Here is an 11,941-nt window from a genome sequence, read left to right on the forward strand (position 1 = left end):
CGTCGCCGATCAGTACCACGGCAACATCCTCCATGTTGCCACGCCGCTGTCGAGCGGTTTAGGCAACGCGTTTCCACAATGGCAATGGCCATTGCATTCCAGCCAATTTTTGCGCTTGCCGGGGCGGATTTTGGTGCTACTGTCCGGCATCGCTTGTGTTGGACTTTTCGTTACCGGACTGATCCTTTGGCGGCAAAAGCGCCGGGCCGTTAGGCTCTCTCGGTTGCGGCACTCGTTTGCCAAACGTTAGAGAGCTCAATGGTCGCCGCTGCGGCCATCCGAGTTAATTTCGATCGGAACCGACGCTTTCAGGTGTTTTAGCGCGTTGTCGGCAAGGGTTGTATATCTAATATATCGATTTTATTTTCGATTTATATCATTTCACCTGTTATTCGCAATTCTTTACCATTTGCTCCGACTATATCGTTTTACGCAATAACGGAGCGGAGAGGCGCGATGACGCAAAGCAAGATCATGCCGGGCTTTAGGCCGGCATTCGCCTACACGCTGGTTTATCTGGCGCTGGTGGTACTGATACCGCTGAGCAGCTTGGTGTTCAAGAGTCTGCAACTGGGATGGCAGGAATACCTGGACATCGTCACGCATAAACGCGTGTTGGCTTCGTTCCAAGTCAGTTTCGGGACCGCGCTGTTGGCGGCATTGGCGGCCGGCGGTTTTGGCGGAGTGATCGCCTGGGTATTGGTGCGTTATCCGTTTCCGGGCAAGCGCTTTCTCGATGCGTTGATCGATTTGCCGTTTGCGTTGCCGACCGCGGTGGCCGGGGTGGTGTTGGCGACCATTTATCAACCCAGCGGCTGGCTGGGGAAATGGTTGATCGCCAATTTGGGCGTTCAAGTCGCTTACAAACCGCTGGGCATCGTGGTGGCGCTGATCTTCATCGGCATTCCGTTCGTAGTTCGTACCGTCGAGCCGGTGTTGCAGGAATTCGATACCAATATGGAAGAAGCGGCGGCCAGCTTGGGGGCCTCGCGCCTGCAGGTGTTCGTCAAAGTGATATTCCCGAATATTTTTCCGGCGCTGCTGACCGGCGTATCGCTGGCCTTTGCCCGCGGCATCGGCGAGTACGGCTCGGTGATTTTCATTGCCGGCAATCTGCCCTACGTCTCGGAAATCGTGCCGTTATTGATCGTTACCAAACTCGAACAGTTTCAGTACGGCGCGGCGACCGCGATCGCGCTGACGATGCTGGTCTTGTCGTTCTTTTTATTGCTTTTGGTGAATTTATTGCAGCTCTGGGTGCGGCGGCGCTCCGGGCAGATTTAGGAGTTAACCATGCACGCCACTGTACATGTCGTCGGCGACGGTGCCGGTCAAGCCCAGCGTAAAGCCTTGCAAGATCCAAGCTGGCTGCGTTGGAGCCTGATCGCGGTCGCGGTTGGATTCATTGCATTGTTTCTGTGCGCCCCGTTGATCCTGGTGCTGGTGCAGGCGTTTGCGAAAGGCTGGGACGCCTATTGGCAAGCCTTGGGCCAACCGGATGCGATCGCGGCGCTGAAATTGACCTTGCTGGTCGCGGCAATCACGGTGCCGCTGAATACGGTGTTCGGCGTTGCCGCCGCCTGGACCATCACCCGCTTTGAATTTCCCGGCAAAAGTTTGCTGACCACGCTGATCGATCTGCCTTTTTCGGTGTCGCCGGTGATTTCCGGGTTGATTTTCGTGCTGATGTTCGGTGCGCAGGGTTGGCTGGGCGATTGGCTATCGGCGCAACAGATCAAAATCATTTTCGCGGTACCCGGCATTGTGCTGGCCACCATCTTCATTACCTTTCCGTTCGTGGCCCGCGAATTGATTCCGCTGATGCAGGAAATGGGTAGCGAGGAAGAGGAGGCCGCGTTGTCGCTGGGCGCGACCGGTTGGCAAACCTTTTTCAAGGTGACCCTGCCCAATATCAAATGGGCCTTGCTGTACGGCGTACTGCTGTGCAACGCCCGCGCGATGGGCGAGTTCGGCGCGGTATCGGTGGTGTCCGGCCATATTCGCGGCGTCACCAATACGCTGCCCTTGCACGTCGAGGTCAGTTACAACGATTACGACGCGGTCGGCGCCTTCGCCAGCGCATCTTTGCTGGCCGGCCTGGCGATCGTCACGCTGATTCTGAAAAGTTTCCTGGAATGGAAGCAAGCCCGGGCCTAAGTCGCTGCGGCCAAGCGCCAACCCAATTCACCCGTACGTTATTGAGTGGAGTTCCAAGATGAGCATCCTGTTAGCCGACATTAGTAAAACCTTCGGCGCATTTCATGCGCTGCACAACATCGACCTGGAGATTCCGGAAGGCGAGTTGGTAGCGCTGTTAGGGCCTTCCGGCTGCGGCAAGACCACGTTGCTGCGCATCATTGCCGGCCTGGAATCGCCGGACAGCGGTCGAGTACTGTTGAGCGGCGAGGACAAAACCGACCAGCATGTCAGCCGGCGCGGTATTGGTTTCGTGTTTCAACACTATGCGTTGTTCCGCCACATGACGGTGTTCGACAACGTGGCGTTCGGCTTGCGTGTGAAGCCGCGCAGGCAGCGGCCCAGCGAAGCCGACATCGCCAAGAAGGTTCACGCGCTGCTGGAACTGGTGCAACTGGACTGGCTGGGCGAGCGTTTTCCGGATCAGTTGTCCGGCGGTCAGCGTCAACGGATCGCGTTGGCCAGAGCCTTGGCGGTCGAGCCCAACGTACTGTTGCTGGACGAGCCCTTCGGCGCGCTGGATGCCAGTGTCCGCAAGGATTTGCGGCAATGGCTGCGCAATCTGCACCAGGAACTGCACATCACCAGTATTTTTGTGACTCACGATCAGGAAGAAGCGATGGAAGTCGCCAGCCGGGTTGTGGTGTTGAACCAGGGCCGAATCGAGCAGGCCGGCGCGCCGGCCGAGATTTACGATCACCCGGCCAATGCCTTCGTCTCGCAATTTATCGGGCAGACCAACGTCGTCCGCTTGTCTTCGGAAGATCAACACTGGCTGGCTCAGGCGGGGATTACCTTGGACGAGCCGGACGGTTTAGTTGCCCATATCCGTCCGCAGCACATTGATGTCGCCAGGGCCGAGGCCGCGTCGCCGTCGCAAATCACGCTGAAGGATTGGCAGCACTTGGGTTCAACGATACGGGTGGAATTGCTGAATCCGCAATACAACGGCTCTGGAGCGACGTTGTTTGCCGAGATGCCCAACGAGCAATTCAGGCAACTCCGGCTTAACAAGGGCGACCGGGTCGATCTGCACATCCGGCAGGCGCATTGGTTCAATTAACGCGGCAGCCGAAATCAGCCACTCGACGGCGATTCGGCGGGGTAGGGACTCTATGAATTTGAATCAACTGGAATTGCTGAGAGCGCTGCGGGAAACCAATTTCAACCAATCCAAGGCCGCCGAAAAGCTGCACGTGGTGCAGTCGGCCGCCAGCCGGCAATTGCAATTGCTGGAAGAGGAATTGGGCTCGCCGATCTACGAACGCCAAGGCAAAAAGCTGTTGCGGCTGACGCCGTTCGGCGAGCGCATCATGGAGCAGGTGGAACGGATCACCCAGGCCAAGAAAAACATTCAGGTGATGGCCGACGATTTTCGCGACAATCGCAACGGCGCGCTGCATATCGCCACCACTCATACCCAGGCCAAATATCTGCTACCCGGCCCGGTGCAACGTTTTCGCGGCAAATACCCCGGCATCACGATCTACATGGTGCAGTCGGCGCCCGAGCAGTTGATTGAACAGTTGCACCAGCACAAGGCCGACATCGTCATCTGTACCGAAAAACTCGAGGAAGACGAAAAACTGGTGGTGCAGCCGTGCTACGACTGGCAACATATCGCCGTGGTACCGCGGCATCATCCGCTCGCTCAGGGAGACATCACGTTGGGACGGCTGGCGGCGTTTCCGATTTTGACCTATACCCACGGGTTTACCGGCCGTTCGAATATCGAAAAGGCCTTCAAAACCGCCGGCAAACCGTTGGACATTACGTTGGCGGCCGCCGACTCCGATGTGATAAAAACCTATGTGCGGCTTGGTTTGGGGGTCGGTATCATCGCCGATATTTCCTATCAGCCGGAGGAAGACAGCGATCTGGTGGCTTTGAATCTGGCTCATTTGATTCCGCGTTCGGTCACTAAACTCGCGTATCTGAAACAGCTTTACCTACCCGCTTATTTGCGCTATTTCATCAGCGAATTGCTGGAAGGCCGTCCGGCTGGCCGGTTTCCGGGCTGATCCCGTTACAAATCGAGCTCGCGGCTCGGCGGCTCGAGTTCGAAAAAAGCGCCTGCCTGATTTGGCGGAGCGTGGATCGCGACCTTCCGACGGGGAAACGCCGCTTTCGCCTGAGTTCGCGGGCTTAACGCGTTTCTGATTTAATACGCGGGTTTTTTCCGGTATCCACACATGAACCTTTCGACAATTTTATCTTCTCTAGCCGGCGGCGCGTTGATTGGGCTGTCGGCGGCCTTGTTGCTGTACACCCATAAACATACCGCCGGGATTTCGGGAATTGCCGCTGGTTTGTGGCAGCGCGATGCCGGTTGGCGCGCTTGGTTTCTGGTGGGTTTGGTGGTCAGCGCGCCGCTGTATCGCTTGGGCGGCGGCAACATCACGATGACGCTCGATCATTCCCCGGCGTGGCTGGCGGTGGCCGGCTTGTTGGTCGGTTACGGTACTCGCCTGGGCAGCGGCTGCACCAGCGGCCACGGAGTATGCGGCATCGCCCGCTTGGCGCCGCGTTCGCTGGCGGCGACCGCCACTTTCATGCTTTGCGCCGGCGTGACTGTTTACATGGTCAGACACATCCTCGCGATTGGGCATTCGCTATGAAGGACAGGGCGTATTTGTTCGGCTACGGTTTGTTGTTCGGTTTTGGCTTGATCGTCGCGCAAATGACCAATCCGGCCAAAGTGCTGGCGTTTCTGGATGTCGCGGGCGCTTGGGATCCCAGCTTGGCCTTGGTCATGATCGGTGCTCTGACCACGCTGGGGTTGGCGCGTTACTGGATGCATCGCGATAACAGCATCGCCGATCACGAGTTGGATATATCGGCCGGGACTCGGGCGTCGGCCCGGATAGACGCTAGATTATTGATCGGCTCGGCCATATTCGGCATCGGTTGGGGCTTGTCGGGGTTTTGTCCGGGTCCGGCCCTGGTTGGGCTGACTGCCGGAGATGCCGGAAATTACGCCTTCGTCGCGGCGATGTTCGCCGGATTTTGGTTGTTCAAACGCTTAAACCGATCATAATCTTCGTTGCCGGTTCGGTGGATTAATAGGAGCATGTGTGCAAGCGGACTTTTGGTTGGAACGGTGGCGGCAAAATCAAATTGGATTTCATAATCCGGACTACCATCCCGGTCTGGCGGCGTATTGGGACGATTTGCAGGTACCCAAGGCCGGGACGGTGTTTGTCCCGTTGTGTGGAAAGAGTTTGGATTTGTTATGGTTGCGCCGGCGAGGCTACCGGATCGTGGCGGTGGAATTGAGCCGGGTCGCGGTGGACGCGTTTTTCTCGGAAAACGGCATTCTCGCTACGGTTAGCCAACAGGGTGAGCTTGCCGTGTTCGCGGCCGAGGGCTTGACTATCTATTGTGGCGACTTTTTCGCGCTGTCGACCGCCCAATTGGCCGATGTGGCCGCTGTTTACGACCGGGCCGCGTTGGTGGCTCTGCCGCCAGCGATGCGGCAGGCGTATGCCGCTAAAATGCGCGAACTCTTGCCGGCGGGTTGCCGGACGTTGCTGGTGACCTTCGATTACGATCAGGCCGAAATGGCCGGTCCGCCCTTCGCGGTACCGGCTGGCGAAGTCGTTGCGCTGTATGGTGGCTGGTGCGACGTGCGCGAACGGGCGGCGGTGGACATACTTGAAGACGAACCCCGATTTCGAGAGCGCGGCGTCAGCCGGATACAGGAGTCGATTTACGCGCTGACCGTGCGTTAAGCTCGGAAGAAATCATCACCCGCGCCTATGTCCGCGGACGAGAGAAGGTAGTGGTTTGCAGCGGACCCGGCCGGATTCCGACAGCGGACAACTGTTTTTACCGCTCGAGGACGCGGCGCACTATACTAAGTCTGTCGCGAGCGCCACGCGCGCGGCTCATAATAATTCTTATAGCGAGGTGCGCCATGTTAGCCAAAATTGCCGCCGCCGATTACATGTCGGCTAACGTTATCACCGTTTCCGCACAAACCGAGACCTCCACGGCCATCAAGAAGTTGCTGGACCACAAGATTACCAGCATGCCGGTCGTCGATGACCACGGGAAATTATTGGGGATATTTTCCGAGCGCGACGGGATGCGCGTCGCGGTGGGCTCGGCCTATAATCAAAGCATGGAAGGCCGCGTCGAGGAGTTCATGAACCAGAATCCGATCACGGTCAAGGCCAGCGACAGTTTGGTGGATATCGCCACCAAATTTCAGGATTCGCCGATGCGCAGTTTTCCGGTATTCGAAAACGACTCGTTGGTCGGCATGATTAGCCGGGTGGATGTCCTTAGAGCCTTGTTGACGATTCGATAATCCGAATGCGGTTACCGGCTGTCGAGGGTGTCGGCGGCCGGTTCCCTAAGCTTTTTCGACGCCTTCCAGGCAGACGATCATCGTATGGCGAACGATGTAAAACGTCATCGACATCGGGTACAGCGCGTAGTGGCGGGTAATCAACAAACCGACCAAGACAAACGCGATCACCGACCCGAAATTGAAGCGGGTGATTTTTTCCAGATAACGTAAATGCTCGATAGAGTCCAAATCAAAGCGTTCGGCGCGATTAATTAACGATAGCGTCACTAACGTGGTCAGGACCGCGAAATACACCGGGAAGAAAAAAAACATCGGCGCATCGGCATCGAATTGCGGCTTCCAATAGGCGTACCAAACCAACAGGCCGGCACTCGCGAAACCGTCGTGCCAGACGATGGTCGGCAATTTTCTAAAGTAGCCGGCCAGCAACGCGGTACCCATCAGGGCCAGGCCGACCGCCAATGCAACAGGGCTTTCCAGCAACACCAGGTAAGGATTGCCGTTCTGCACCAAGAGTGCCAGGCCGACGCAGCAAAAAATAAAACCTATCATCGTATTGAACTCGTCCGATGGCCGGCGTTTTCATATCCGGCCAGAAAATTGTGATTTACCCTATTCGGCGTGTCGCGGAAACCCCAAAAAATTCGCTGATCCGTTGAAAAATCCCGTTTGATTGGCGCGTCTCATCGGATTCGCGCCGTCTACGGCGGTTGCGACCGGAGCAGGCAATAACCGCCGCCGATCATGACGGGGTGCGCCAACAGGCTGGGGTGTTCGGCGTCGCGTCCCAACATGACTGTGAAATCCGGGTTATAGCCGCCTGTCGTTTGCGCCAATCGATGATTCAACGCTGATAGAATAAACCCTTTGACGATGGTCGTGCGAGCGAATCGTTGCCTCCGTTCTTTCCACGGGGAAGCGTGGGGTGTCGGATTCGCGAGGTGGGCCATCGATATTACGGAGCGTTCATGAGTTTTTTTGCGAAACAAACCATCGTTGCCCAACCGGCATTCAATCGCTGGCTGGTGCCGCCAGCCGCGCTTTCGGTACATTTGTGCATTGGCCAGGCCTACGCCTTTAGTGTGTTTAACGAGCCTTTGAGCCGCGCGTTAGGTGTCGTCGCTTCGACACCGGAGGATTGGAAACTGACGACGCTGGGTTGGATTTTCAGTCTGGCGATCGTGTTTTTAGGCTTGTCGGCGGCGGTGGGCGGCAAATGGTTGGAGAAAGTCGGACCGCGTTTAACGATGTTTGTGGCTGCCTGCTGTTTCGGCGGCGGTTTTTGGGTTGCCGCCTTGGGCGTCGAATTGCACGAAATCGCGTTGTTGTATTTGGGATATGGCGTACTAGGCGGAATTGGTTTGGGCTTGGGTTACGTTTCGCCGGTATCGACCCTGATCAAATGGTTTCCGGATCGGCGGGGCATGGCGACCGGTATGGCCATCATGGGTTTCGGCGGCGGGGCGATGATAGGCGCGCCGCTGGCGGTGTGGCTGATGGCGCATTTCAAGTCGGCAACTTCGGTGGGCGTGTCCGAGACTTTCATGATCATGGGTAGTTTGTACTTTCTGTCGATGACGATAGGCGCGTTGACGATCCGGATTCCGCCGCCGGATTGGCGGCCGCCGGGTTGGACGCCGCCCGCGCTACGCAGCAAAATGATCACCGACAAACATGTGCATATCGATCAAGCACTGAAAACACCCCAGTTCTATCTGTTGTGGTTGGTGTTGTGCCTGAACGTGACCGCCGGCATCGGCGTGTTGGGCCAAGCTTCGGTGATGATACAAGAGATGTTCAAGGGCCGGGTGGACGCCGGAGCGGCGGCCGGATTCGTTGGCTTGCTCAGTTTGTTTAACATGGCCGGACGGTTTTTTTGGTCGTCGGCATCCGATTACCTCGGGCGCAAGCATACCTATTTCGTATTCTTCGCGATCGGCGCTTTGTTGTACGCAACCGTGCCTTCGGTAGGCGGCGCCGGCAATCTACCGCTGTTCGTGCTGCTTTACGCGCTGATTATGAGCATGTACGGCGGCGGGTTCTCGACCATCCCAGCGTATCTGGCCGATATTTTCGGCACGTTGTATGTCGGCGGCATACACGGCCGATTGTTGACCGCTTGGTCAACCGCCGGTGTATTGGGGCCGGTGTTGGTGAATTATCTGCGCGAGTATCAAATCAACCAAGGCGTGGCTAAGGGCGATGCCTACAATGTGACGATGTACATCATGGCCGGCATATTGGTGCTGGGGTTTGTCGCCAATCTGGCAATCCGCCCGGTTCATGAAAAACATCATATGAAGCACGATGAATTCGACGAGCTGGACGGCGTATATCCGGCCGACGATCATTGAATAACTGGGGCAGACCGTTATGACAGAGTTGAAGCCGCGGGGCATTTCCCGCATTTTGATCGCGGCCGTTTTTTGGCTGTATGTGTTAATACCTTTGAGTTGGGGGGTGTGGTCGACCTTGCAAAAAGCATTGGTGTTGTTCGGCTAGAGCCGGAGAATTAACCCTTTCGCCAACGGCGAGCGGCAAGACTTAGCCGGCGGTTCGGCGGCGCCGGCCGGGACATTCGCGTTTTAATGGCGGGAGATCGAACCGGCGATTCGTTAATTCTGGCCGATTTGACCGCCGAGGTATTGGTTAATCTGCTCCAAGTCCTGTTCGACCAGACTGCCGGCCGCTTCCTTCAGGCGGATGCCGTTAATCAAGTAATCGTAACGGCTGCGGGCGAAATCGCTTTTGGCCTTGTAGAGATTGCGCTGCTCGGTCAACACATCCACCATCGTCCGGGTGCCGACTTCGAAACCGGCTTCGGCCGCTTCGACCGCCACTTCCGCGGATTTGCTGGTGGCTTCCAGCGCCTTGACTCGGCTGATGCTGGAGACGACGCCGCGAAAGGCGTCCTTGACGTTGCGGTTGACGCTACGCTTGACCTTGACCAGGTCTTCCTTCGCGGATTCGTATTCGTGCGCGGCTTGGCGGGTCCGAGAAACCGTGCCGCCGCCTTCGAATAACGGCAGATTGAGTTGCAGACCAAAGCTTTCGGTGTTGCCCAAGGTGCCGTAGAGGCTACCGCTGCTGTCTTGCTCGGAGTACTGAGCCACAATATCGATTGTCGGCAGGTGCTTGGATTGCTGCAGATCGATGTTTTTCCGAATGTATTCGGCTTGGTTGATCTGGGCGACGATAGAAAAATTACTGTTTTCGGCGGCGTTGGCCCAACTCGCCATGTCTTCCGGCGCCGGTGGGCTGAGCGGTAATTGCGGTGCAAGTGTTGTCAAATCGGCGGCATTTTCGCCAATGATTTCGCGTAGCGCCTCCTTGGTGTTGTCGAGTTGATTTTGCGCTTCGATCTCGCTGGCCGACGCCCGGTCGTAACCGGCCTGAGCTTCGTAAACGTCGGTGATGGCGATGATGCCGACCTCGAAACGCTGTTTGGCCTGCTCCAACTGTTTTTCGATGGCTTTTTTCTCGGCGGTGCTATATTCGAGATTGTCTTGGGCGGCCAGAATGTTGAAATAGGCTTCCGCGGTGCGGCGCATCAACGCTTGCTGTTTTGCCTGGAATTGCGCCTCTGCCTGGGCGATGCGGTTATCGGCTTGGTCGAGTTGTATCCAGTGGTCCCAATGAAACACCGGTTGGCGCAAGTTGAAAGTCAGTCTGCTGTCCAGATAATGCTGTAGCGGCGTATTCGGTAAAAAGCTTTCGATTTCCAGACGCGTGCGATTGCTAGCGGCGGTGAACGAGACATTCGGCAACATTTGGGCGATACTTTGCGACTTTAATTCCGCGGTTGTCAGCTTGTTGATATCCGAACTTCTGAATTCCGGGTCGTTTTGTAGCGCCAAGCGATAGGTTTCGAGCAAATCCTGAGCGTAGGCCGAATTTGTCGCCACGAAAGCCATCATCAGGGTACACAACGGTTTTATCATTGCCATATCTCGCGGAAAGGGTAAAAATATTCAGGTATTATCGCTTAAAAGTACGCTAAATGTTTAAGTTTGCCATAAGGTTAGGCAAACAATATAGAAACGTCAAAAACAATTCTTTAATTCATCAGAGTCAATATGAGCCAAAAAATCAGCAAAGCCGTCTTTCCTGTCGCCGGATTGGGAACCCGCTCGTTGCCCGCGACCAAGGCGGTTGCCAAGGAAATGCTGCCCATCGTCGATAAACCGTTGATTCAATACGGCGTCGAAGAAGCGATCGCCGCGGGTATCGATACGATGGTGTTTGTGATCGGCCGCAATAAGGAATCCATCGCCAACCATTTCGATAAATCCTACGAACTGGAAAAAGAACTCGAAAAAAGCGGTAAAACCGAATTATTGAATATGTTGCGGGGATTGCTGCCTTCGCATGTCTCTTGCGTTTTCGTCCGTCAAGCCGAGGCATTGGGTCTGGGGCACGCGGTGCATTGTGCCAAACCGGTGGTCGGCAACGAACCGTTCGCGGTCATCTTGCCGGACGATCTGATAGAAGACGGCGAGCGGGGTTGCATGAAACAAATGGTCGACTTGTTCGAGCGCGAGCAGAGTAGCATACTCGGTGTCGAGCAAGTCGATCCCAAGGAAACTCACAAATACGGTATTGTCGAACACAGCGAAGTTGTACCGCGCGTCGGCCGTTTGAGTTCCATCGTCGAAAAGCCCAAGCCCGAAGTGGCACCTTCGAATATTGCGGTTGTCGGCCGATATATTTTGACGCCGGCCATCTTCGAGAAAATTGAAAATACCGGTCGCGGCGCCGGTGGTGAAATTCAATTGACCGATGCGATCGCCGCGTTAATGAAGGACGAACAAGTGTTGTCCTACGAATTCGAGGGGAACCGGTACGATTGTGGCTCTAAATTTGGATTTCTACTGGCCAATGTCGAATACGGTTTATTACATAAGGAAATCAAGCGCGAGTTTTCGGAGTATTTACAAAACCGCGTCTCTAAGATCTAATCCTGCCATCACAACGGTCGGTGCTGCCCCGACGAGGCCGCCGACCGGCATTATTCCCATTCAACAAAGATACCGGTAAACACTATTTGTTCTTTTTCAATTTGCCCATGCGCCGTAACAGCATTTTGGAATCCGGTTTTTGCTCCAATCCTTTTTGCAGTATTTCGATCGCTTCGGCGGGCCGTCCCGATCTCACCGCCAAATCGCTGAGAGCCGCGTATGCTAGCGTCAGCTTGGGATTCAGCTTGATGGCGCTTTGGTATTCTTGAACGGCTTCCTTGAGTTGGCCGGTCTCTTCAAAAACTTGTCCTTTCTCGTAGTGAATTCTGGGGCGCCAGGCAAAGTTTGGCGAAGAGTGTTCTTCCACATACGAATAGCCGCCTATGGAGGCTTTATAGAGTTGTTTCTTTTCCATGGGGTCACGCTCCACGCGCGCCAACATCGCTGAAAACATGCCTTCGCAATAGTGATG

The 11,941-nt window shown here is 55.8% G+C and carries 16 protein-coding genes; 12 read left to right on the forward strand and 4 right to left on the reverse strand.

The features are described 5' to 3' along the window. From AC3B8H_RS13405 to AC3B8H_RS13445, 9 genes are all read left to right on the forward strand, one after another. A partial coding sequence (locus AC3B8H_RS13405; protein ID WP_488442048.1) for a PepSY domain-containing protein occupies positions 1-250 on the forward strand: 250 nt, incomplete at its 5' end. Positions 251-456: 206 nt separating this feature from the next. Beyond that, positions 457-1,284: a sulfate ABC transporter permease subunit CysT gene (cysT, locus tag AC3B8H_RS13410; RefSeq protein ID WP_488442049.1), complete on the forward strand. Its 828-nt coding sequence runs from the start codon at positions 457-459 to the stop codon at positions 1,282-1,284. Positions 1,285-1,293: 9 nt separating this feature from the next. Beyond that, entirely contained in the window at positions 1,294-2,157 is an 864-nt protein-coding gene (gene cysW / locus AC3B8H_RS13415; protein ID WP_488442050.1) for a sulfate ABC transporter permease subunit CysW, read from the forward strand. Positions 2,158-2,215: 58 nt separating this feature from the next. Beyond that, a complete protein-coding gene (locus tag AC3B8H_RS13420) occupies positions 2,216-3,259 on the forward strand; it encodes a sulfate/molybdate ABC transporter ATP-binding protein (RefSeq protein ID WP_488442051.1) in 1,044 nt (347 codons plus the stop codon). Positions 3,260-3,311: 52 nt separating this feature from the next. After that, positions 3,312-4,217, forward strand: a complete 906-nt coding sequence (locus AC3B8H_RS13425) for a LysR substrate-binding domain-containing protein (protein WP_488442052.1) — start codon at positions 3,312-3,314, stop codon at positions 4,215-4,217. Positions 4,218-4,388: 171 nt separating this feature from the next. Beyond that, a complete protein-coding gene (locus AC3B8H_RS13430; protein WP_488442053.1) occupies positions 4,389-4,814 on the forward strand; it encodes a YeeE/YedE family protein in 426 nt (141 codons plus the stop codon). Next, the gene (locus tag AC3B8H_RS13435) at positions 4,811-5,233 is read left to right on the forward strand and encodes a DUF6691 family protein (protein ID WP_488442054.1); all 423 of its coding nucleotides are present in this window, start codon (positions 4,811-4,813) and stop codon (positions 5,231-5,233) included. Before AC3B8H_RS13430 ends, AC3B8H_RS13435 begins: the two co-directional genes overlap by 4 nt. Positions 5,234-5,270: 37 nt before the next feature. After that, positions 5,271-5,927 carry a thiopurine S-methyltransferase gene (locus AC3B8H_RS13440; protein ID WP_488442055.1) on the forward strand — a complete coding sequence of 219 codons (657 nt, stop codon included), beginning with the start codon at positions 5,271-5,273 and terminating at the stop codon, positions 5,925-5,927. Positions 5,928-6,112: 185 nt separating this feature from the next. Then, a complete protein-coding gene (locus AC3B8H_RS13445) occupies positions 6,113-6,508 on the forward strand; it encodes a CBS domain-containing protein (RefSeq protein WP_488442056.1) in 396 nt (131 codons plus the stop codon). 45 nt (positions 6,509-6,553) lie between these two features. Here AC3B8H_RS13445 and AC3B8H_RS13450 read toward each other — a convergent pair whose 3' ends face one another. Then, positions 6,554-7,063 carry a hypothetical protein gene (locus AC3B8H_RS13450; RefSeq protein ID WP_488442057.1) on the reverse strand — a complete coding sequence of 170 codons (510 nt, stop codon included), beginning with the start codon at positions 7,061-7,063 and terminating at the stop codon, positions 6,554-6,556. Between the two features lie 149 nt (positions 7,064-7,212). Beyond that, on the reverse strand, positions 7,213-7,347 hold the full coding sequence (locus tag AC3B8H_RS13455; protein ID WP_488442058.1) for a hypothetical protein: 135 nt from the start codon (positions 7,345-7,347) through the stop codon (positions 7,213-7,215). Between the two features lie 132 nt (positions 7,348-7,479). Between AC3B8H_RS13455 and AC3B8H_RS13460 the strand changes: the two genes are divergently transcribed. Both AC3B8H_RS13460 and AC3B8H_RS13465 read left to right on the forward strand, forming a co-directional pair. Continuing rightward, positions 7,480-8,865 carry an L-lactate MFS transporter gene (locus AC3B8H_RS13460; protein WP_488442059.1) on the forward strand — a complete coding sequence of 462 codons (1,386 nt, stop codon included), beginning with the start codon at positions 7,480-7,482 and terminating at the stop codon, positions 8,863-8,865. Positions 8,866-8,884: 19 nt separating this feature from the next. After that, positions 8,885-9,013, forward strand: coding sequence for an MFS transporter small subunit (locus AC3B8H_RS13465; RefSeq protein WP_488442060.1), 129 nt, complete (start codon positions 8,885-8,887; stop codon positions 9,011-9,013). Positions 9,014-9,126: 113 nt separating this feature from the next. Here AC3B8H_RS13465 and AC3B8H_RS13470 read toward each other — a convergent pair whose 3' ends face one another. Then, the gene (locus tag AC3B8H_RS13470; RefSeq protein WP_488442061.1) at positions 9,127-10,452 is read right to left on the reverse strand and encodes a TolC family outer membrane protein; all 1,326 of its coding nucleotides are present in this window, start codon (positions 10,450-10,452) and stop codon (positions 9,127-9,129) included. A 135-nt stretch (positions 10,453-10,587) separates the two neighbouring features. Here AC3B8H_RS13470 and galU point away from each other — a divergent pair, with 135 nt between their 5' ends. Next, a complete protein-coding gene (gene galU / locus AC3B8H_RS13475; protein WP_488442062.1) occupies positions 10,588-11,469 on the forward strand; it encodes a UTP--glucose-1-phosphate uridylyltransferase GalU in 882 nt (293 codons plus the stop codon). An 82-nt stretch (positions 11,470-11,551) separates the two neighbouring features. Here the strand turns inward: galU and AC3B8H_RS13480 are convergent. Then, positions 11,552-11,941, reverse strand: a 390-nt coding sequence (locus AC3B8H_RS13480; protein WP_488442063.1) for a tetratricopeptide repeat protein, incomplete at its 5' end; no start/stop codon positions are given.

This window comes from Methylomonas sp. BG-2 (assembly GCF_057766305.1).